Raw genomic sequence first — 22,678 nt, 5'->3', positions numbered from 1 at the left:
GAATAAATCTATGTCTGCCTTCAAATCCGAATTCTTGCATACGCTTTCCACGCGCGGGTTCATCCATCAGACCTCCGATGATGCGGGACTGGATGCACTGTTCACCAAGGAAACTGTATCGGCTTATATCGGCTTTGATCCTACAGCTTCCAGCCTGCATGCGGGCGGTTTGATTCAGATCATGATGCTGCATTGGATGCAGAAGACTGGTCACAGACCTGTCGCGCTGATGGGTGGTGGCACAGGGATGGTTGGCGACCCTTCGTTTAAGGATGAAGCGCGCAAACTGATGACGCCTGAAATTATCCAAAACAATATTAACGGCATCAAACAGGTTTTTACCAATTACCTGAATTTTGGCGACGGCCCGCAGGATGCCCTTATGGTCAATAATGCCGAATGGCTGATGCCTCTCAATTACCTTGAGTTCCTGCGTGATGTGGGTCAGCATTTTTCCGTCAACCGCATGTTGTCGTTCGACTCTGTCAAACAGCGGCTTGATCGTGAACAATCGCTTTCATTCCTCGAATTCAACTACATGATTTTGCAGGCCTATGACTTTGTCGAGCTTAACAAGCGGTACGGACTTCGACTACAGATGGGCGGCTCAGATCAGTGGGGAAATATTGTCAATGGCATTGATCTGGGTCATCGCCTTGGCACGCCGCAGCTATATGCCTTGACCTCACCTTTGTTGACCACTTCTTCAGGTGCCAAAATGGGCAAATCGATGAATGGTGCGATCTGGCTGAACGCGGACCTGCTTAGCCCATACGATTTCTGGCAGTATTGGCGTAACACAGAAGACGCCGACGTAACCCGCTTTCTCAAGCTTTACACGACCTTACCACTTGATGAAATTGAACGGCTCGGGGCGTTGGGTGGTGCGGAAATCAACGAAACCAAGAAAGTTCTTGCAACGGAAATTACGGCTTTGTTGCATGGCAGACAAGCAGCCGAAGATGCGGCTGAGACTGCTCGCAAAACTTTCGAAGAAGGTGCGCTGGCAACCAATCTGCCGACTGTCGAAGTCGCTGCCAGCGACTTGGAAACTGGAGTGGGCATTCTCACCCTTCTGGTTAAAGCTGGCCTTGCAGCATCAAACGGTGAAGCGCGCCGCCATGTTAAAGGCGGTGCCGTACGTGTGAATGATGAGAGCGTCTCAGACGAAAAACTCCAAGTCGGAGCATCCGAAGTGACGACTGATGGCGTAATCAAATTATCGCTCGGCAAGAAGAAGCATATTCTGGTTCGCCCAGCGTAAGTAAAATGCCGATGTTTGTGCGTGTTCAAAGTCACGCACAAACTTCGAGGAAAACTATTGAAACTCGAATATTGAGCGGAAAATACCCGGTGCAATTACCGAAATCGGGTTGACGATGATCTGAGGTTGCTTCAGAGGCCCCACCAATTTGTAGGTGATGCCTATCAAGCCCCGATCACGACCATTCCCTAGAAACAAACCCAATACGGGCAAGTCGCCAAATATACGATTAAGGCCATAGGCTGGCATGAAGGTACCCGTGAGAGCCATATTTCCGCTGGGATCGCTTAATACACCTTGAAAAGTCGTTCCGATAGTGGAGCCGCGGATAACCCCGTTTGCCAAGTTAATATAGTTTTCTCCCTTTTCGATTTGGGAGAAACCGCGCTCGAATGTAACTGTCGAAACATCGATATTCTTTTTCACTGCCTCATTGAGACTTGTTCCGTTAGGAGAAGACGACACAAGGCTTGCCAGTCTTGGCTCGTTGACCAGCGTGAAATTTCGCGCATCAATTTGACCGCGCAACGGCCCATCGCCTTTAGAATCCAGCGTTACATTGATATCGCCACCCTGCATCTTGTCGTAAAAGCCAAAGAAACGGAGCACGGCACCGGCATCCTTCGACTGCAGACTTATGGAGCGGGAACCGCTTTCGGAGCTGTCAGCCGCAAATATCTTTCGACCGGCCTTCGTCGATGCGTTGAACGCGAGGCCGGAAACAGCGGTCCCCACCCCCTCATAAGACAGCGACACGTTGCTGAGATCTTCTGAATAAAATCCGGTAACAGAACCTATGTCTGCATTGACCAGAATACGTTGTTTACCGCCCGCATTGGCGCTTTCGCCACGCTGTTTTCGCTCGGTAATCTGATTGAGCAGAGGTCTTGCGTCGAATGTATCGCCTTTCACATCGACACGATAACCATACTGGGTCCGCGTAACTTTAACTGCAACATCATCGCCGCGATTGAGTTTAGCTGTACTGAATTCCGCAGTTGTCAGATCACCATTGACGACGCTCACATCACCTCGGAGGCGGAATGTGTCTCCGGCCACATCGAGATTGCTGATTTCCACATTGTCGCCGTCCTGTTTGATAGCAAACTTTGCACTCGCTTTGACGCCAGCTCCCTTCGTCCAGCCGAGTTGCGCCAATCTGATCTCGGCCTTGCTCAAATCTGCCACCGCGAGCTTTGAGCCATTAGGCGCTTTTTCAATATCTACAGAAATTGGCCCAGACAGAAGCGGGGTGAGCGCCGGGAAAAGAGTGTTGCGGGTTTTATCGTCGAGCTTAAGCGTAACTTTCTGTTCACGTTGGGCGGTGTTGTCGCCCAAAGGCTCGAAAAGCTCGATTTCAGCTGGCACACCGTTGAGCTCCGCCTCTGCACCTATACGCGCTTCCGACTGGGTAACAAACAAGCTGCCATTGGCATTATCTACCTTTTGGCCATCGATTTTCTTTCCGATCGAGATATCGGACAGTTGCATATCCGCGGACCATTTAAGACTACCTGGCGGCGAATGCCTGGTGACTGGAAATGTCACCAATACATGTGACTTCACATTGCCTTTGATGTCGTCCGGACCAAAAGGCAGACTTTTCAAACCATTTATTGGCTTGAAACCAATAATTTCGGCAACAGCAGAGGCATCCCCCTCCAGATTAAGATCAAGCTCTGACAATACTGGCCTTTGCGGACCCCACGGAATGATAAGCTTGCCATTAATGATCCGCGCCTCTCGATTATTCGGCGTGAAGGACGATCCCTTTTCAAGCGTGATGGTTGTATAGGCACCACGCACGCTAATCTTTCCATTGGCATCGCGCACCGGCGGCAAGTCGCCGACAATATCAAACCGCGAATGCTCAACAGCAAAATCAACCTGAACCTCATCTTTGGTTAAAGGTGGAGGTTTTCCAGGACCGTCAAAGTGCCCTGCCTGGAATGCGACATCAATACGACCATCTTTCGCTGTGCCGCCGAAAAGGTTGTCGAGAACCCAACGCCGTGCTCCGGTAGCCGCCCAAATCGGCCATAATTGCTTAACCTGCGAAACGGGCATTTGGGGAATTCGCAAATTTAAATTCATGGCAGGCGACCCCTGCCCGAACGTTGCTCCTGCCTGTCCGTAAAGTTCGCTTTCATCATTACTGCGAACAGCAATTTCGGAAACATCCAGCCGTTTCACTGTGGGATCATATCGGCCAGCGACCCTGGCATTGAAGATCAGTGGTTGTTCGGTCGAATCCTGTGGCGCGGATTTGGCCCGTTCTGTTACAAGCTCGAACCGGTAACCGGGGTTCGAGGCGGCACTGCCGTCTATTTTAGCTGGCTCTGGTCCGATCGCTCCTTCGAGCACGCCGTCAAAAGCACCAAAATGAAGTCTCGAAGGTTTTATCTCGATTTTATCCGAACCGGAGACGTGTTCAAACGCAATGACAGAGGCAACGGTCATGTCATCAACATTGCCTATAGTGACAGGTCCTTCTCCAATATTGACAGTTCCCCAGAGTCTTGCTGACGCGGTGGCATTTGCTGCGATACCATCAAGCTTCAGATCGGAAACATTGTCGTAAGAAAGGTAAGCTCCGTCCGGCTTGATCCCATCAATATCCGGGACGGGCGCGGTTCCGAGCTTTGCAGCCAGCGGGATCTTGTTGATTGCCAGTGAGAAAGCCTCGATTTTTCCACCGGTAGCTGACCTCTTCGCCTGCGCAGATACTTCAATCTCTTTGCCTTCCCACTCGACAATTCCCTCGATGGACACAGGGCCTCCGGTCTCTGACAGATCAAGCTTTACTATGCGCAAGCGCTTTGATTCACCGGCTAAAGTGAAGTCAAACGCAGTATCCAGGATGGAAATATCCCGCGTCTCACGTTGATCAAGTAATGATACTGCGCTTTCCAGACCGGTAAAAATCGCCGCCGCTGCTCCGTCCAGATCAATAAGTCCGCGTTCATCCTTGGGAACAAGGCTCATGAAATCGAACGGCGCGTGTGACGTTACCTTTATTTGAGCGCCTTCGAGCTCCAAACGTTGCACGCGCACCTTGCCCTGAAGCAAGGGCAAGGTCGCCAGACCAATACGCACCGCGCGCACATTACTGATCGCGATCCCGCGCTTGTTATCGGTAATATTGACATTGCGAGCTTCCAAAGCCACATGCCGGCGCTGATCAAGTGAGATTTGCGCTGACTGGATTGTCGCATACGCATCGGGACCTGCGACCGATTTCAGAGCTTGTTCGGCACGCTGTGTCAGCGCTTCTCCGCCTATACCGGCAAGCAGCACTGCAAATGCTATCCCAGCAAGCACAGCGAAAAGAATAATAAAGGAAATACAAGCACTTGTGAGCTTGTGCAGAAGCGATCGCCGGCGCAAAGTGGCAACAGGCGCCTGAGCTTGAGTGCTGGCAGACGGGTGCTTGTGCAGCTTAGTGAAATCACGCTTTGTAAAGCGGACTTTTTCCGGTTTCTCTGTCAAATTCCCAAGCCAATTGAGGAATCAATTGGGAAACCGTAGATGATTCCCGTACCTCGCTATAGTTGCGTAATTGAAGACTGCACACAAGAATCAAAGAAAGGCATTCCTATGACAATTCTCGAAATTGGTAACACACCTCCGGATTTTACGTTGCCGAAAGATGGTGGTGGCGCGATCACATTGTCAGCGCTACGCGGCGGCCCTGTGGTTCTGTACTTTTATCCCAAGGATGATACCAGCGGCTGTACACAAGAAGCCATTGAATTTTCTGGACTGAAAACCGAATTTGAAAAGCTGGGAGCAAAGGTCATTGGCATGTCGCCTGACCCCGTTAAAAAACACGACAAGTTTATCGCCAAGCACGATCTGAAAATCGCTCTGGTTGCGGATGAAGACAAAAAGATTGTTGATGCATATGGCCTCTGGGTTGAGAAAAGCATGTATGGCCGCAAATATATGGGAGTTGAGCGTACAACAATTCTCATTGGTGCCGACGGCAAAATTGCAAAAATTTGGAACAAGGTCAAAGTTCCTGGTCACGCAGCCGAAGTATTGCAAGAAACTAAGGCTCTCATTGCCTGACAGCCATCGAAAGCATTGATATCTTGCACTTTATTAGAGTTTATTAACCTTACTGAAGTCTAATAATTGAAAGATTGAAGCTGCTAACAATGGTGTAGCCGCAGTGAAGAAACTTCAAAATCAACGTATCTTCAACGGTGCAAATGAGCCCCACACGATTATTGTCGCGCGGGGCGATACCATTCGCCATTTCACTTTGAAACCTTGGATGACGATTGCGGTGGGGACCCTCGCGATCGGACTGGCTGCTTGCTATCTGTTGGCCACATCCTATCTGGTCTTTCGTGACGACCTAATCCACGGCAGTGTTGCACGCCAAGCACGTCTGCAACAGGCTTATGAGGATCGCATCGCTGCGCTTCGAACGCAGCTGGATCGGGTAACAAGCCGCCAGATGCTCGATCAGAAGCTTATGGAAGGCAAAATAAGCGAACTCATTGATCGCCAGAAAATATTGAGCGAACAGAATAATCGTTTGGCACCTGTACTCCAGCGCGCGAGCGAAAGCCTACCCTTACAACTTCGGGCCGACAACACTGGTCCTGGCATTGATTCAGAAGAATCCGATGGATATTATGGAATTGATCCCATTATTACAGGTCCAACGACAACGAGCCGGAAGATCGTCCCGCCCCAAGGTAAGCCGTCAAAGCTTGGCGTTGATAAGGCTGAGCTGTTATTCGACCGTGTTGATTATTCACTTGGTAAACTTGAAACACTTCAGGCCAAGCGATTGCAGGCATTATCAATCAAGGCTTATGAACGCGCGAATTCAATTAAAGGCGCACTTGCAAATGCAGGTATAACCTCTCCTGCGCTCGGCGAGCGGGCTGGCACCGGAGGACCGTTGATCCTGGCAAATGCGAGCCAGGCTACCGATTTTGAGTCAAATATTTCTGATCTTGATGCTGCGCTTGTAGAGCTCGAGCAAGCTAAAACACTGGCGAACTCAACTCCCATCGCTCATCCTGTACCAGGCATGCCGGTTTCCAGCTCATTCGGTATCCGCAGAGACCCCCTGCTCGGGCTATTGGCATTCCATTCCGGCATGGATTTTCGAGCGGCAAGTGGAAGTTCTGTCTATGCCACGGCCAAGGGAACAGTCACTGCTGCCGATTATAATGGCAGTTATGGTAACATGATTGATCTCGACCACGATAATGGTCTTTCGACGCGCTATGGCCACTTGAGCCAGATTCTTGTAGCACCTGGGCAACAAGTCAATATCGGCGATGTCATTGGCAAAGCTGGCAGCACCGGGCGATCGACTGGCCCTCACCTTCACTACGAAGTCCGCAAAAGCGGTAATGCTGTAAACCCAGCCAGCTTTCTCAGCATCGGCCGCCAGATTGCAGCCGAGCTATAGTAATCCTTAGGCGATATCTTCCACTTCGACATCGGTACCATGCACCCGGTGCGCAAGTGCGGCTTCCATGAACATATCGACTTCGCCGTCGAGCACATCCTGAGGACTGGTGCTTTCAACGCCTGTGCGCAGATCCTTCACCAATTGATAAGGCTGAAGAACGTATGAGCGAATTTGATGCCCCCAACCAATATCGGTTTTCGAAGCGGAAATGGCGTCAGCCGCTTGTTCGCGCTTCTCCAATTCAGCTTCATAAAGCCGCGCGCGCAACATTGACCATGCGGTTGCGCGGTTCTTATGCTGCGAACGTTCAGCCTGACACTGCACAACGATTCCAGTGGCAATATGCGTGATACGCACTGCGGAATCAGTGGTGTTTACGTGCTGGCCTCCGGCACCAGACGCACGATATGTGTCGATGCGCACATCTGCTTCCGTAACCGCGATGTCGATATTATCGTCAACAACGGGGTAGACCCAAATGCTGGAGAACGAAGTATGCCGACGTGCATTCGAATCGTAAGGCGAAATACGGACCAGCCGGTGCACACCCGACTCTGTCTTCATGAGACCATAGGCATTGTGTCCCTTAACGAGAATTGTCGCAGATTTAATACCTGCTTCTTCCCCGTAATGAACTTCCAGCAATTCCACCTTATAGCCCTTACGTTCCGCCCAGCGTGTATACATGCGCAAAAGCATATTAGCCCAGTCCTGGCTTTCGGTACCACCGGCACCGGAATGCACTTCGACATAGGTATCGTTGGCATCGGCCTCGCCTGACAGGAGTGTATCAATCTGACGCCTGTCGACTTCGGTTTTAATGTCGCGGATAGCGGCCTCAGCTTCGTCGACAATGGACTTGTCGCCTTCCTCTTCGCCCATGGCGATCAACTCGATGTTGTCTTCGAGTGTTTGCGACAATGTACGAATGGAATTGATGCTGTCTTCGAGCTGTTGACGCTCACGCATCAATTTTTGTGCTTCCTGCGCATCGTTCCATAGCGCAGGATCTTCTGCAAGCTGGTTCAGATAGCCCAAACGTTTGATTGAAGTATCCCAGTCAAAGATGCCTCCTCAGCAGGCTTATGGCCTGCTTGATCTCATCGACCAGCGTCTCGATTTCGGCGCGCATGGGGTATTATTCCTTAAAGTTCATTCAAATTTCGGCGGACCATATTGACTGGTCCGCGCGATGTAAAGTCTTGAAAACTTCGACCAAGACACAAGGATTTGAGGATCAGAAGAGTCCGCCGCCGCCGCCCTGTATTGCGCGGTTGACGTTAGGTGACTGAACTTCAACAGGTGAACCTTCGGAGAAAGTATCCATGCCGATAACTGAATAGCTGCCTGCTGGGCCAGTACCCGGCTTGAAAGCCTCCATTATGACATTGGCACCACCTTCGGACGCCTGCATACCAGTTTTACGATCAATAGGCAGAACCGTCATCCCGTCGGGTACCCGGAAGTCAACTGACCTTTGATCTTTCAAGGCAGCTTCAGCAAAGGCCTTAAATACGGGAGCAGCAAGACCGCTACCTGTAAAACCGTGCCCCATGGGCTGAGGATTGTCGTACCCGAGATAAACGCCGAAAACGAGATCAGGCGTAAAGCCTATGAACCAGGCGTCTTTTTCGTCATTCGTCGTTCCGGTCTTTCCAGCAATCGGACGGTTCAGACTCTTAAGAATAGTTGCAGTGCCGCGCTGGACCACGCCCTCCATCATGGAAGTAATCTGATAAGCAGTCATCGGATCGAGCACCTGATCCCGATCATCGATCAGTTCCGGTTCGTCCTGACCATTCCATTGTTCAGCGGAGCACTTTTCGCATTTGCGTTCGTCGTGCTTGAACACAGTCTTGCCGTAGCGGTCCTGAATGCGGTCAACCATGGAAGGCGTGATCTTGCGACCACCATTGGCGATGATTGAATAGCCAGTTACCATACGCAAGACCGTCGTTTCGCCCGATCCAAGTGACATTGCCAGAACTGGCAGCATTTTGTCATAAATGCCAAAGCGTTCGGCGTATTCCGCAACGAGCTTCATGCCCATGTCCTGGGCAAGGCGAACAGTCATCAAATTGCGAGACTGTTCAATGCCGTAGCGCAGAGTCGATGGTCCAGCAAATTTGCCGCTGTAGTTCTTCGGTGCCCAAACGCCGAGGCTTCCACCTTGGTCAACCGAGATTGGTCCGTCGAGAACCACGGACGCCGGTGTATATCCATTATCGAGCGCTGCTGAGTAAACAAACGGCTTGAAGGAAGAACCTGGCTGGCGCATGGCCTGCGTTGCGCGATTGAACTCAGATTGAGCGAAGGAGAAACCGCCAACCATTGCGAGGACACGTCCTGTATGTGGATCCATCGCAACAGCACCACCTTCAATCTTGGGAATTTGGTGCAGATCGAATTCAGCCTCGCTTCCTTCTTTTTTCTGGACAAATACGACATCGCCGACTTTGAACACACCCTCCAGCGATTTGGCAGTGGTGCGCTTGTCACCGTCTATGATGCGGAACGCCCATTTGACATCATCAGCAGCGATTGTACCCTGCGTGCGTTCCTGCACAACTTTGCCAGATGCGTCCAGTTCCGGTCGCAATCCGATTACCGCCTGCTGCGGTGTGACTTCCAGAATAACGGCTAGCTTCCAATCCGGGACGTCCGAAAACTCTTTGATTTCGGAAAGTGGAATACCCCAATCACCTGCTGTCGAAATGGTTTTATATGCGCCACGATAGCCTTTGCCTTCGTCAAACTTGAAGAGGCCATGCTGCAACGCGGCGCGTGCCTGAACCTGCATTTTGGGATCGAGGGTGGTGCGGACAGACAGTCCACCCTCATACAATGCATTCTCGCCATAACGTTGAATGATCTGGCGGCGCACTTCTTCAGTGAAATACTCCGACGCAAAGAGGTAATTGCCCGTGTGACGCGGTGTTACACCCAAAGGCTCAGTCTTTGCTTCTTTAGCTTCTTCCATCGTCACATAGCCATTTTCAGCCATGCGATCGATAACCCAGTTTCGGCGCTCAATTGCGCGATCTGGCTGGCGGAAAGGATGATAATTCGAAGGGCCCTTTGGCAGCGCGGCAAGATAGGCTGCCTGCGCGATAGTCAGTTCATTGACTGACTTGTTGTAGTAGGTGAGCGCCGCTCCGGCGATACCATACGAGTTCAAGCCGAAGAAAATCTCATTGAGATAAAGCTCAAGAATACGGTCCTTTGAATAGGCTTGCTCAATACGGAATGAAAGAATGGCTTCCTTGACCTTCCGGCCAATGGTCTGATCGTTACTGAGAAGAAAATTCTTGGCGACCTGTTGCGTGATGGTCGAAGCGCCGACAGGACGCCGTGCACCCCAGTTCTGGATATTTACGACAATGGCGCGCGCCAAACCGCTGATGTCGACACCTGGATGCTGATAGAAATTCTTGTCTTCGGCTGAGATAAAGGCGGCCTTCACCCGGTCCGGAACTGCCTGAATTGGCAGATATAGCCGGCGTTCCCGGGCAAACTCCGCCATCAGTTGCCCGTCCGATGAGTGAACCCGCGTCATAACTGGCGGTTCGTATTTCGCCAAAACCTCGTAGTCCGGCAAATCCTTGGAAATACTGACAACGTAAAGTGCCACGCCTGCGGCACCCAGCAGTGCCATCACCGTGCCGATTCCGAAAAAATATCCGATCAAGCGTATCATCTGTATCCGGAATCCATTTTACCCAGTTGGCATTTAACATTGCTGCATTTGAATTTATGCAGGTCGTGTTGCGGAAAACACCAACCCCCGAAGGGTTTTCCATATCCGGTATCACATTGGCGACGCCGGATGTTGCTGACGCAATTGGGCGACAAATGTGACAAAGGCAAGGACAACCCATCTGCGTTCACAATTTAAATACTAATTGTGGAGTTTCGGCAACGCACGCATGGATGAACTCACACGGCCTAATTCTGCGCGCCAGCAGTCTTTAATCCGGAAAATGCAGCGACTGCCGTTGCAAGTCTAGTTGCTACATGGGCGCGCCACGCCGGATCAAGCATGAGTTTTTCATCTTCAGCGTTCGACAAGTAGCCGATTTCAACCAGCACGGAAGGCACATCGGGGGCGCGCAAGACCTGAAATCCTGCAAATCTGTGCGGATTATTGATCATGTTCACTTCTTTTCTGAGGGAATCCACCACGTTTTTGGCAAACCTCAGCGAAAAATTATGGGTTTCACGCCGCGTCAGATCCATAAGGATGTCGGCAATCTCCGGCGCCTCACCGTCAAATGTAATACCTGCCACTGCATCGGCTCGATTTTCTCGATCCGCCATAGCGCGAGATTCGGCGTCAGAAGCCTTGTCGGAAACAGTATAAACCGTGGCACCGCGAATATTGCCCCGATTGATCGTATCCGCATGCAGCGAAATAAACAGATCCGCCTCATATTGGCGCGCAACACGAACCCTCTCGGTAAGCCGCAGGAATGTATCGTCCGTTCTGGTCATTTCGATGCGCATACCGGGTATTTTGGCAAGCTCGTCGCGCAATTGCTGGGCAAACATCAGCGTAACATTCTTTTCCATGATGCCGCCCGCGCTTTCCGCGCCACTATCGATGCCGCCATGCCCCGGATCAATGACCACGGTAAAAGGCTTGGCAGTTTTGTTCGTTTCGTCCGGCGTAGCAGCGACGACTCTATCCCGCGTTGGGGTGCTTTCAGTAGACGCGGTGGTAGCGTTCTGTGTTCTCAGATCTTCAGCAAATTTTCGATCTGAAGACGCGACGAGATCGGCAACCAGCCGGTAGCCAGGACTATTGTCGTTCTTGATGACATCAATACGCTCTACGGCGAAGGGACCCTTGAGGGAGAAAATGAGCCTCGAACGCTCCGAATCGAGCATTCCATAACGCACATCATCTACAAGCCCCCGTGATTCAACGGATTTTTTATCGAAAGCAAAAACGGTCTTTGGCATGTCCACGACAAGCCTGTGCGGATGGTCAAGCAACATGGTTGAGATATCGGGTTCACGGTCAAAATTGATAACAACGCGTGTGCGCAACTCATCACCAGCCGCCTGGTAGGTCAGAGCAGCCAATCCATCGGACGCATAAGAACTTCCAGTCGCCGATATAAAAATGAGTAAGCCTGCAAATGCGGCTACAACTATCCGACAGATCACATTCATCTCTTTACCGATCGAGACCAACTGGGGCGAATATCCCCGCGGGCGCCTCTTCTGTATCAGATCAGGCAGGTGCCTGCACCCCGCAGGGGCCATATCCTACAATATTAGGTAGAGAGCTATGGTTAATATTGTCTTATGGGCCGCATCCCGCACATTGAATCCTTCTTTGTTCAAATAGAACTTAAAAACGATCAGTTCCAACTCGCGGATGGCAAGACAGACGACCGTCCATGGTGCGAAGCTAAACCGAACATTCGATCCAAATTCTCTTCCAAAGAACGATCCTATTTAAACAAGAAAGACACTAGAATGACACGATTATGAAGAAGCCCTTGTCATAATGCAGCACACCTCCTAAAAGCAAAGGTGGGTTAGTTTCATGCCCCTTGGAATCAGGAACTTTAATGTCACGGCTAAGACCGGATGACAAAAGTACATGATCTGGAGTGGCGAGAGCGATTTCGCTGTGGCTAACCGAAAAAGAATTTGGCGCGAGCGGACAGGGAATGTCTGTAGCGCTTTTTGTGAACGGCAGATCGCCCGGACAAGGCGCATCACGCCAGCCCTATCAAGGGTGTTACCGCATGGTCCAGAAATCTACGATTTTTGAATCATGCAGAATCTTAAGTTTGTTACTGCGTCCTTAGTGCGTTTAAGGACGCACGACGCAGTAACGGGTCGGCACAGCGTGAAAAGCGTGCCATTCATGAGGTCGTTTCGTCAGGAACAGGAATGTTTGTAACAGACAGTATCATAACCGGCTTGCAAGCCGCGGTTGCCTCAGGGCAGCTTCGCGCGACGCCAGTTTTGTCTGTTCCTGCGAACTTTAATAAATCCGGCAAATGTGAACTCCCCGCGCCAGGAGCCCCACGGGCATCTTGGCTGTTGAGGGTTGCCAGCGTTTTAGCCGGGGAGAACAGATATAATGTCGGACAAAATGCTAATCGACGCCTCCCACCAGGAGGAAACACGCGTTGTCGTGGTTCGCGGCAATCGAATTGAAGAATTTGATTTCGAATCAGAACACAAGAAACAAATCAAAGGTAATATTTATCTTGCGCGAGTAACACGCGTAGAGCCGTCTCTCCAGGCAGCTTTTGTGGAATATGGCGGCAACCGCCATGGTTTCCTGGCCTTTAGCGAAATTCACCCGGATTACTATCAGATCCCGGTTGCAGATCGTCAGGCTTTAATCGAAGCGGAAGCGGAAGCAGCCAGCCAAGATGAAGATCATGACGAAAACGCCAGCGAACAACGCACACGTGATCGTAATGATCGTGGCTCGCGTAATCGGCGGCGCGGACGCCGCGGTTCGCGTCAGGGCGACGATGCTGCAAAACTAGAGTCCGGCGATTCGGATGATAACACTGTTGCCGGTGAAGTCAGCGATGTTTCTGAAACATCTGAACAGCCCCACGTCGATCTGGAAGACAGTGATTCATCTGATGACGGCAACGGTCAGACCATGGCTGCAGCCATTGAGACGGACGTTATTTCAGAGGCAATCCAGTCTGATTTGGATGACGTGTCCCACGATGACGACAAGATCGTGGAATCGGAAGGTGGTCAAACACGCTCCAGGCGTTCACGCCACCGTTCGAACGACGATAAAGAAGAAGCACATGATGAGCTCGACGAAGTCGAGTCCGTTGGAGCCGAAGATGCCATGGAAGAGGTTCCAACGCATCAGCGCTTTCAGCGCCGTCAGTATAATATTCAGGACGTTATCAAGCGTCGTCAGATATTGCTGGTTCAGGTCGTTAAGGAGGAGCGCGGCAACAAGGGTGCTGCCCTTACAACCTATCTCTCTCTAGCCGGGCGCTATTCTGTGCTTATGCCAAATACTGCTCGCGGCGGTGGCATTTCACGCAAGATTACCAGCATTCAGGACCGCAAGCGCCTCAAGGATATAGTCAAGGATCTTGAAGTACCGAAAGGTATGGGTGTTATCCTACGCACTGCGGGCGCCATGCGCACGAAGCCTGAAGTCAAACGCGATTATGAATATTTGATGCGCCTTTGGGAAAATGTGCGCAGTCTTACTTTAGCATCCAGTGCACCTACCCTCGTTTACGAGGAAGGCAGCTTGATCAAGCGCTCAATCCGGGATCTTTACAATAAAGACATCACCGAGATTCAGGTGGCTGGCGAGAATGGCTATCGCGAAGCCAAGGATTTCATGCGCATGCTTATGCCGAGCCATGCAAAGGTTGTGCAGCCTTATCGTGACATGACGCCAATCTTTGCCCGCAATGGGATTGAGGCGCAACTCGACCGCATGCTGCAGCCGCAAGTTACGCTGAAATCGGGTGGCTATATTATCATCAATCAGACGGAAGCTCTGGTCGCGATTGATGTCAATTCCGGTCGCTCGACCCGAGAACATTCAATTGAAGACACAGCGCTCCAGACAAATCTTGAAGCAGCGGATGAAATAGCGCGCCAATTGCGTCTGCGCGATCTCGCCGGCCTCATCGTTATCGACTTCATCGATATGGAAGAAAACCGCAATAATCGTGCGGTTGAAAAGCGGATGAAGGATTGTCTTAAAGATGATCGCGCCCGCATCCAGGTTGGACGGATTTCGCATTTCGGATTGCTCGAAATGTCTCGCCAGCGCATCCGCGCCAGTGTTCTGGAAAGCACGACACAGGTTTGCGCCATGTGTGGTGGCACGGGCCATGTTCGTTCCGCTTCATCAATAGCGTTACATGTTATGCGTTCAATTGAGGAATACTTGCTGCGTCATTCGCAGAACAACATCATTGTCCGCACAACAGTTGCAACGGCACTTTATGTATTGAATCAGAAGCGTCAAAATCTTGCAGATCTTGAAGCTCGCTTTGGTTTGACTATCAGTATTGAGGCCGATGATAGCGTCGGTGCCCAGCACTTCGCCATCGACAAGGGTTCCTTGGCGGTCGGTCCAATTGTACCCCTCTCAGAAACGCAGGCACTTAATATCGCTGAAGATTTTGACGAGAGTGACCCGGTCATCGAAGAAGTTGACGACGAAACCGAAACCGTTTCGACTGAAACTTCGCGTTCAGACGATGACGCATCGCGCAAGCGTAAGCGTAAGCGGCGGCGGCGCGGCGGTCGTGATCGCCATGAAAACGGCGGTTCTGAACAAAGTGATCAGCCAATCGGCGAAGACGACTCCGATGATGCCGAGCAGCCACCTGTAGAGGGTGAAAACGCTGCTCAGGCAGCAGCCCGTGAAGAAGAAAATGAGCGTCGCAAGAAACGTCGTCGTGGGCGGCGCGGCGGGCGCAAGAACAAGCGCTTTGATGAGGGTGACAATGCAAATCGTCCCCTTGTAAATGCGGTGCCGGACGCCGAGCCTGTTTTTGTCTCGATCCCTCTTCCAGATTTCTCCAAGGCCAAGCTTGCGGATGTTTCTGTTGTGATCGCAGAAGCGCCGGTAGTTGCCCCCGAAAACTCGGAAACGGTGGCCGCTGAAGCAATTGCTGCTGAGGAAACGCCAGTAAAAGCACCCACCAAGCGTCGTTCGCGTGCCAAAGCGAGCCCTGAAAAGGTTGAGACTGTTACTTCTGAAGTGCCTGCAAACGAAGCGGATGCAGAGACTCCGGCGAAGCCGAAGCGTGCGCCACGCAAACCTAGAAAAAAGGCTGAGACCACTGTTGTCGACGATGCTGTTGTTACGGAACCTATTGCCGCAGCGCCGGAACCGAAGAGCGAGCCGACACCCGAACCCGCAGTTGAGGCTGCTGCACCCAAAAAAGTTGAGGACAGCACGCCTGTCGTCACCTCTACTGGAAAAGATAAGAATGCTGATAACGAACCAGCTCCCAAAAAAGGCTGGTGGCAAAAGAAGGGCTTCTTTTAGAAACCCAAAAAATTCTTAGAATGAAGAGAAACCGGCAAATAGCCGGTTTTTCTTTTTGGCAAATATTTCATAAAAAAAATCAAACTTTACCTAAATAAACCTAGTTTTCACATTTCAAGGAGCTTTTGAGAGCGCTCTTTCTTTCAAAGATTGATTTGGGTACGAATAGATATGATCGTATTACAAAAGACAGTTTTGTTTGGGTCCATCGCGAGTTTTATGCGCGGAGCCGTTGCCGTCGTCACAGCCAGTGTGGTTGGTATAATTCAGACTGGCAATGCATTCGCCCAGTCATCCTCTGTACCCATTGTTCGCGACGCTGAAATCGAGGCACTGGTCACAGACTATGCCGCACCGATTATCAAGACGGCTGGCCTCGGCAAACAGTCGATTAAAATCGTTCTGGTCAATAGTCCCAGCTTTAACGCGTTTGTCGATGGCCGACGCATATTTATCAATACCGGTGCGCTTCTTGAAGCCGAAACACCCAATGAAATCATCGGTGTATTGGCCCACGAGACAGGTCATTTGGCCGGAGGTCATCAGTTCAAACTGCGCGAACAGCTTGCAGCAGCAAAGACAATGGCCGTTGTTGCCGGCTTATTAGGCATTGGGGCTGCAATTGCCGGTGCTGCCAGCAAGCAAAGTGGTTTGGCTCAGGCTGGCGGTGGTATTGCCATGGGCGCTCCCGAAGCTGCAATGCGCAATCTTCTAAACTATCAGCGCACCGAAGAAATGGCTGCTGATCGTTCCGCGATTACCTATCTGGCAAATACTGGTCAGTCTGCCAAAGGCATGTTGACGACATTCGAACGTTTCTCGAATGCCTTGTCCCTTACAGGAACGCGGGTTGATCCATACCGTATCAGCCATCCCATGCCGCGTGAACGCATTGCCAATCTAGAGACATTGGCGCGGGGAAGTCCGAATTTCGATAAGAAGGACAGCCCGGCGCTGCAACAGCGGCATGATCTTATGCGGGGCAAAATTGCCGCCTATACCGCCGGAGGAGCCAGAGTCCTTCAAACATTCCGCAAAGACCCAACCAATATTGGCGCGCGTTACGGAGACGCAATTGCGACTTTTCTAAATGGCTCTACAGAGTCGGCGCTCAGCAAGATCAATGCGTTGATTAAACAGCAACCCAAAAACCCCTATTTCGAAGAAATTCGCGGCGAAATATTATTGAAACAGAGCAAGCTTGATCAAGCTGCGAAAGCTTTCCAAAGGGCGAGCGACCTGGATCCGAGAAAGTCGAGTCTGATCAGGATGAATTACGGGCGAACATTGATGCTTACCGGGAAGCCCGATAATTTGAAAATCGCGGTGAGCGAGTTGAAGGCAAGTATTGGCCGCGACCGCGAATCACCCACAGGCTATGCTTATCTGGCGCAAGCTTATGGACAGCTTGGGGATGCGGCACGTTCCGATTTAGCGAGCGCTGAGGAAAAATACTATTCCGGGAAAATTCAAGACGCTCAAATCTTTGCGATCCGCGCCCAACGCGCCTTGCAAAAGGGCTCGCCCGAGTGGATACAAGCGCAAGACATAATCAATGCCAAGCGCGGTAAGAGCAAGTGATCTGCCAAGGGCAGGCAATCTGCCTACGGAATGAAAAGGACGAATAACATGACAAAAGCCCCACTCATCGGCATTGCCGCCGGGCTTATTGGTATCGGCGCTTTGGTATTGGGTTATCAAGCGGGCCGCTCGGAAATCGCGCTTGCTGCGCCTGAACCAGTAGCTATCGCAGCGCCCGCAATCGACCGCGCCGAGGTTGAGGGTATTGTCAGGAACTATCTGATCAACAACCCGGAGGTTATGATCGAAGTTCAAACAGCACTTAATGAAAAACAGGAAGCGGCTCAGCAGGCAGCTTCTACAGAAATAATAAGTGAAAATAACAACAAGATTTTTCAATCGCCGATGGATGCTGTTTTCGGAAATCCGAAGGGCGACGTTACGATAGTGGAGTTTTTCGATTATAATTGCGGCTACTGCAAAAAGGCCCTGCCAGATATGGACGCGCTCCTTAAAAGCGATCCCAATCTCCGATTTGTCATGAAAGAGTTTCCAATTCTTGGTCCGGATTCCACACGCGCTCATCTTGTTGCGAAGTCTTTTAAAACTCTGATGCCTGAAAAATATCTTGAATTTCACCGAGACCTTCTTGGCGCGGAGGGGCGCGCGACAGAAGAATCTGCGATGGCAATCGCCGTTAAACTGGGAGCCGATGAGGCCAAGATGCGCGAAACGATGAAGCAGCCCGAGATTGCCAATGCTTTCCGCACCAATTTCGAATTGGCGCAAAGCCTAAGCATTACCGGCACGCCCTCTTATATTATAGGCAATGAAGTTGTCCCCGGGGCACTGGGAGCAGATGCATTGGCGGAGAAAATCAGCCACATTCGCAACAAATAATTGTTGCTTCTTGCCAAAACGAATTGTGGACAAGCGATAAGGCGTATTTGCAGGCTTTCCGCGTGGCCGTAAGCCGTCTATATGGGACCAGAACCTTTAACCTGCCCGGTAAACATGAAACAGCAAGTCTTCATCCTCAACGGCCCAAATCTCAACATGCTGGGAAAGCGTGAACCCGGGATTTATGGTGCAACGACATTGAGCGATATCGAAGCGATGTGCCGGGCCGAGGGCGAGGTTCTCGGTGTGGACATCGAGTTTCGCCAATCCAATCATGAAGGTGATCTGGTAAACTGGATTCAGGAAGCGGGAGAGCGCCGTGCTCTGGTGCTGATAAATCCCGCGGCCTACACGCATACTTCCATTGCGCTGCATGATGCTATTCGTGCTGCTGGTGTTATCCTGGTGGAAGTTCATATTTCAAACATTCACGCGCGCGAGTCATTCCGTCATCACTCTTACGTTTCCTCTTTGGCCAAAGGGGTGCTATGTGGCTTTGGAGTTGATGGCTATGTCATGGGTTTACGCGCACTCATCAAGCTGGCGCCGCAGTAATCGGCATTCGCCAAACAGTAATAAGGGGCTTGAACAAGCATGGCTACCAAAACTAACGGGATCGATAAGGTCATGATCCGCGATCTTGCGGAAATCCTGAACGAGACAGACCTTACAGATATCGAAATTGAACAGGGCGATCTTCGCATTCGCGTATCGCGGCAAATAACGATGCAGGCGAGTGCTCCTGTTTACGCACAGGCTCAGGCACCGGCGGCGGTTGCGCCCCCGGCTTCCGTGGCTGCGCCTGCTACTCCAGCCAGTGACCCATCGAAGAATGCGGTTCCTTCGCCCATGGTTGGCACAGTGTATTTGTCTCCTGCCCCTGGCGCTCGCGCATTTATCGAGGTTGGCACTCAGGTCAAGGAAGGTCAGACACTCCTGATCATCGAAGCCATGAAGACGATGAACCAGATCGCCTCACCTCGCGCTGGCACGGTTACCTCGATCCTCGTTTCAGACAGCCAACCGGTTGAGTATGGCGAGTTTCTGGTCGTTATCGAATAGACGGAATCGTTATTAGATCGAGAGCGCAATGTTTCAGAAAATACTCATAGCCAATCGCGGTGAAATTGCCCTGCGCGTGCTTCGCGCATGCAAAGAGCTTGGCATTCAAACGGTTGCCGTCCATTCCACCGCCGACGCAGATGCCATGCATGTACGTCTCGCCGACGAAAGCGTCTGTATTGGACCGCCGCCTTCACGTGATAGCTATCTGAATATCCATCAGATCGTTGCTGCATGCGAAATCACCGGGGCAGATGCAATTCATCCCGGTTATGGCTTTCTTTCGGAGAATGCAAAGTTCGCAGAAATTCTTGAAGCGCATAATATTACCTTCATTGGACCGACCGCAGCTCATATCCGTATCATGGGCGACAAAATCGAAGCCAAGCGGACTGCAAAACGTCTTGGTATTCCCGTCGTCCCTGGCTCTGATGGCGGCGTGACGGATGACGCTGAAGCAGCGCGTATTTGCGCCGAGATCGGTTATCCGGTCATCATCAAAGCTTCGGCTGGTGGCGGTGGTCGCGGCATGAAGGTCGCGCTCAACGAGGACGAGCTTTCAGTTGCTCTGTCGACTGCACGTTCTGAAGCTGGCGCAGCTTTTGGCGATGATGCGGTCTATATTGAAAAATACCTACAGAAGCCACGCCACATCGAAGTTCAGATCATGGGCGACGGCTTCGGTAATGCCGTGCATCTCGGTGAACGTGACTGTTCGCTACAGCGCCGCCACCAGAAGGTATGGGAAGAAGCAAACTCTCCTGCCCTGAATTCCGATGCACGCGAAAAGATCGGTATGATCTGCGCCAATGCCATGGCCGATATGGGCTATCGCGGTGCGGGTACGATCGAATTTCTTTATGAGAATGGCGAGTTCTATTTCATCGAAATGAACACACGCCTTCAGGTTGAGCATCCAGTGACCGAAGCCATAACCGGCATTGATCTTGTTCACGAGCAGATACGTGTTGCCTCTGGCGGCGGCCTTTCAGTCAAGCAGGAAGATATCCGTTTTTCTGGCCATGCGATTGAATGCCGGATCAACGCAGAAGATCCTCGGACGTTTACGCCGTCTCCAGGCAAGATCACGCATTGGCACACGCCGGGCGGGCTTGGTATCCGCGTCGATTCGGGTGTCTATACGGGTTATAAAATCCCGCCATATTATGACAGCCTCATTGGCAAGCTAATCGTGCACGGCCGCAATCGCGTCGAATGTATGATGCGTCTACGCCGTGCGCTCGATGAATTTGTCGTCGATGGGGTTAAGACAACCCTGCCCCTTTTTCAGGATTTGATTAACAACCCTGACATTGCCAATGGCGACTATGATATTCATTGGCTTGAAAAATATTTGGCTGGTGATGCTCCAGTTACGGCCGAAGAATAATTCAAGGCGTAAGCATGGCGGGTAACAACCCGGAAAAATCATTGATACTGGACCCCGAATTGCTGCTTCGTGCATATGCAACCGGGGTCTTTCCTATGGCAGAAGAGGCGGACAATCCGGAAATCTTCTGGGTTCGCCCTGAAAAGCGCGGTATTATCCCGTTTGAAAACTTCCACGTCTCACGTAGTCTGCGCAAAACGGTGCGTAAGGCACTTTTTGATATTCGCTATGATACGGATTTCGCCGGCGTAATCGATGGTTGCGCAAGTGGTAGCGGCGAGCGTGCTCGCACGTGGATAAACCAGCCAATTCGCGAAGCCTATGGCAAGCTGTTCAAGCTTGGCTATTGTCATACGGTCGAAGCCTGGCGCGATGGCCGGCTCGTGGGTGGACTTTACGGAATATCTCTTGGTTCTGCCTTCTTTGGCGAAAGCATGTTTTCACGAGAGCGTGATGCTTCAAAGGTCTGTCTCGTTCATCTGGTTAGCCATTTGATCGAAAAGAACTTCACGCTGCTGGATACACAGTTTACCACCGATCATCTTGAGACGTTTGGCGCTGTTGAGGTACCCCGCCGCCAGTACCAGAAGATGCTGGAGAATGCGCTCACCCAGCCTGCTGAGTTTTGACCTAAAATTATTTTCGTCACGGAGTAGGATTTATAGTTTCTCATTCGTCCTTTGACCGGGAATGAACCCAACAGGAGAACTCTGATGAAAATCAATGCTTATCTCAATTTCGATGGAAAATGCGAAGAGGCTTTCAAGTTTTATGAAAGCGTTCTGGGCGGTAAGATAGAAGCGATTATCCGCTATGATGAAATGCCGGAGGGCGGAGACTTTCCACCTGAATCGGCAAAGAACGTCATGCACGCCTTATTGACGATAGGCGACAATGTATTGATGGGATCGGACGCACCGCCGCCCTATTTCCAAAAAGCACAAGGCATGACGGTCGCGATCAATGTTGACACGCCTGACGAAGCAAAACGTTTGTTTGCAGATCTTTCAAAGGATGCAGAGGGCGTGATGATGCCTCTTGGTGAGACATCATGGGCTCAGCAGTTTGCAATGTTTACAGATCGCTTTGGTACACCGTGGATCGTTAATTGTGCGAAACTAATGCACACAGCATGAAATGAATCTAGCTTTTGTCGGGCGCGGGTATGTCCGACTTTAGCTTACAAGATTTGAGCCAGACGTCATAGACCGGGTGCTCGACAGCGTTCAGCCCCGGGCTATCCGCGAACATCCAACCAGAAAAAATCTTGCGAATTTTCCGGTCTAGCGTGATCTCATCCACTTCCACGAAGGTGTCAGTTTTTGGTGCTTCCGTGTCGGGACGCGTGTAACAAACGCGGGGCGTCAATTGTAATGCGCCAAACTGCACTGTCTCGTTGATGTAGACATCAAAGGTTGTGATCCGCCCGGTGATCTTGTCGAGGCCGGAAAATACGGCAATTGGGTTAGCAATCTTTTCCTGAGCCAACCCCACAGTAGGATAGCTCGCAACCATGGCGATACCCGCAAACAGTACGCTGACAATTTGAGAGAAGGGAAAGAACTGGGTCAGACGGATCATTTCACTTCCGGTTTAGCGGGACGACAAAGGGGGCATTTCCCCCTCGTCGATAAAGATTAATTGTGGCGACAAAAAATCAGCCTAGCTGCCTGGTGTCCAAGCATCGTAATCGCCAGTAACAGTCGGTCGATTATCGCCATGGGCGATCGAACCCTTTGGCCGGTAGGCAGCTGAAGAACCAGTTAAATTCTGCTGGTGATTCTTTTCCCATGGATGCGGCTTGTAGTCTTCCTGCGAAGGCGCCGTCGCTACGCGGTGGTGCATCCAGCCATGCCAACCGGCAGGAATAGCAGAGGCTTCCGCATATCCGTTATAAATTACCCAACGGCGCTTACGTCCTTCTGAGTCGAATGTACCTTCGTAATAGACGTTGCCAAACTGGTCCTCACCGACCTTCGTGCCCTTGCGCCATGTAAAGAAACGCGTGCCGATAGTCTGACCGTTCCACCATGTGAAGATCTGTGTGATGAGGTTTTTCATGGCAATCCTGCTTGC

At 51.2% G+C, this 22,678-nt stretch carries 17 protein-coding genes; 11 read left to right on the top strand and 6 right to left on the bottom strand.

The genetic code is table 11. The annotated features are described in order from the left end of the window. The first annotated feature begins 10 nt into the window (after window positions 1–10). On the top strand, window positions 11–1,264 hold the full coding sequence (tyrS, locus tag QFZ34_RS19430; protein WP_307284396.1) for a tyrosine--tRNA ligase: 1,254 nt from the start codon (window positions 11–13) through the stop codon (window positions 1,262–1,264). Between the two features lie 54 nt (window positions 1,265–1,318). On the opposite strand, the gene QFZ34_RS19425 is transcribed toward tyrS, so the two are convergent. After that, complete coding sequence (locus QFZ34_RS19425) at window positions 1,319–4,753, bottom strand: YhdP family protein (RefSeq protein WP_307284393.1); 3,435 nt, start codon at window positions 4,751–4,753, stop codon at window positions 1,319–1,321. 108 nt (window positions 4,754–4,861) lie between these two features. Here QFZ34_RS19425 and QFZ34_RS19420 point away from each other — a divergent pair, with 108 nt between their 5' ends. Beyond that, a complete protein-coding gene (locus QFZ34_RS19420; protein WP_115052174.1) occupies window positions 4,862–5,335 on the top strand; it encodes a peroxiredoxin in 474 nt (157 codons plus the stop codon). A gap of 103 nt (window positions 5,336–5,438) precedes the next feature. After that, a complete protein-coding gene (locus tag QFZ34_RS19415) occupies window positions 5,439–6,701 on the top strand; it encodes a M23 family metallopeptidase (RefSeq protein ID WP_307284390.1) in 1,263 nt (420 codons plus the stop codon). Window positions 6,702–6,707: 6 nt separating this feature from the next. Here the strand turns inward: QFZ34_RS19415 and prfB are convergent. From prfB to QFZ34_RS19400, 3 genes are all read right to left on the bottom strand, one after another. Beyond that, window positions 6,708–7,836 (bottom strand): peptide chain release factor 2 gene (prfB, locus tag QFZ34_RS19410; RefSeq protein WP_115051651.1). Its coding sequence is split into 2 segments (ribosomal slippage): window positions 6,708–7,766 and window positions 7,768–7,836, totalling 1,128 coding nucleotides; the frame shifts between segments, so codons are not numbered across the junction. A 105-nt stretch (window positions 7,837–7,941) separates the two neighbouring features. Beyond that, window positions 7,942–10,401 (bottom strand): penicillin-binding protein 1A, encoded by a 2,460-nt coding sequence (locus tag QFZ34_RS19405; RefSeq protein ID WP_115051652.1) that lies wholly within the window; start codon window positions 10,399–10,401, stop codon window positions 7,942–7,944. A gap of 248 nt (window positions 10,402–10,649) precedes the next feature. After that, window positions 10,650–11,879 carry an N-acetylmuramoyl-L-alanine amidase gene (locus QFZ34_RS19400; protein ID WP_307284385.1) on the bottom strand — a complete coding sequence of 410 codons (1,230 nt, stop codon included), beginning with the start codon at window positions 11,877–11,879 and terminating at the stop codon, window positions 10,650–10,652. Between the two features lie 925 nt (window positions 11,880–12,804). Here QFZ34_RS19400 and QFZ34_RS19395 point away from each other — a divergent pair. The 8 genes from QFZ34_RS19395 (at window position 12,805) to QFZ34_RS19360 (ending at window position 21,738) form a co-directional block, all read left to right on the top strand. Further along, window positions 12,805–15,729 carry an Rne/Rng family ribonuclease gene (locus QFZ34_RS19395; RefSeq protein WP_115051654.1) on the top strand — a complete coding sequence of 975 codons (2,925 nt, stop codon included), beginning with the start codon at window positions 12,805–12,807 and terminating at the stop codon, window positions 15,727–15,729. A 171-nt stretch (window positions 15,730–15,900) separates the two neighbouring features. Next, window positions 15,901–17,310 carry a M48 family metalloprotease gene (locus tag QFZ34_RS19390; protein ID WP_307284380.1) on the top strand — a complete coding sequence of 470 codons (1,410 nt, stop codon included), beginning with the start codon at window positions 15,901–15,903 and terminating at the stop codon, window positions 17,308–17,310. Between the two features lie 48 nt (window positions 17,311–17,358). After that, window positions 17,359–18,150 (top strand): DsbA family protein, encoded by a 792-nt coding sequence (locus tag QFZ34_RS19385; protein WP_115052176.1) that lies wholly within the window; start codon window positions 17,359–17,361, stop codon window positions 18,148–18,150. Window positions 18,151–18,264: 114 nt separating this feature from the next. After that, window positions 18,265–18,705 (top strand): type II 3-dehydroquinate dehydratase, encoded by a 441-nt coding sequence (gene aroQ, locus QFZ34_RS19380; protein WP_307284376.1) that lies wholly within the window; start codon window positions 18,265–18,267, stop codon window positions 18,703–18,705. A gap of 39 nt (window positions 18,706–18,744) precedes the next feature. Beyond that, window positions 18,745–19,212 carry an acetyl-CoA carboxylase biotin carboxyl carrier protein gene (gene accB, locus QFZ34_RS19375; protein WP_115051657.1) on the top strand — a complete coding sequence of 156 codons (468 nt, stop codon included), beginning with the start codon at window positions 18,745–18,747 and terminating at the stop codon, window positions 19,210–19,212. Between the two features lie 28 nt (window positions 19,213–19,240). Further along, window positions 19,241–20,602: an acetyl-CoA carboxylase biotin carboxylase subunit gene (gene accC / locus QFZ34_RS19370; RefSeq protein ID WP_115051658.1), complete on the top strand. Its 1,362-nt coding sequence runs from the start codon at window positions 19,241–19,243 to the stop codon at window positions 20,600–20,602. A 14-nt stretch (window positions 20,603–20,616) separates the two neighbouring features. Next, window positions 20,617–21,231, top strand: coding sequence for a leucyl/phenylalanyl-tRNA--protein transferase (gene aat / locus QFZ34_RS19365; RefSeq protein ID WP_307284371.1), 615 nt, complete (start codon window positions 20,617–20,619; stop codon window positions 21,229–21,231). A gap of 84 nt (window positions 21,232–21,315) precedes the next feature. Further along, window positions 21,316–21,738 carry a VOC family protein gene (locus QFZ34_RS19360; protein WP_307284367.1) on the top strand — a complete coding sequence of 141 codons (423 nt, stop codon included), beginning with the start codon at window positions 21,316–21,318 and terminating at the stop codon, window positions 21,736–21,738. A gap of 7 nt (window positions 21,739–21,745) precedes the next feature. Here the strand turns inward: QFZ34_RS19360 and QFZ34_RS19355 are convergent, their stop codons facing one another. Next, on the bottom strand, window positions 21,746–22,117 hold the full coding sequence (locus tag QFZ34_RS19355; protein WP_307286496.1) for a DUF2155 domain-containing protein: 372 nt from the start codon (window positions 22,115–22,117) through the stop codon (window positions 21,746–21,748). 147 nt (window positions 22,118–22,264) lie between these two features. Continuing rightward, window positions 22,265–22,663 (bottom strand): NADH:ubiquinone oxidoreductase subunit NDUFA12, encoded by a 399-nt coding sequence (locus QFZ34_RS19350; protein WP_115051661.1) that lies wholly within the window; start codon window positions 22,661–22,663, stop codon window positions 22,265–22,267. Window positions 22,664–22,678: the final 15 nt, after the last annotated feature.

Origin of the sequence: Phyllobacterium ifriqiyense (genome assembly GCF_030817885.1) — a bacterium.
Classification (GTDB): Bacteria; Pseudomonadota; Alphaproteobacteria; order Rhizobiales; family Rhizobiaceae; genus Phyllobacterium; species Phyllobacterium ifriqiyense.
This window is presented reverse-complemented; position numbering and strand designations above follow the sequence as displayed.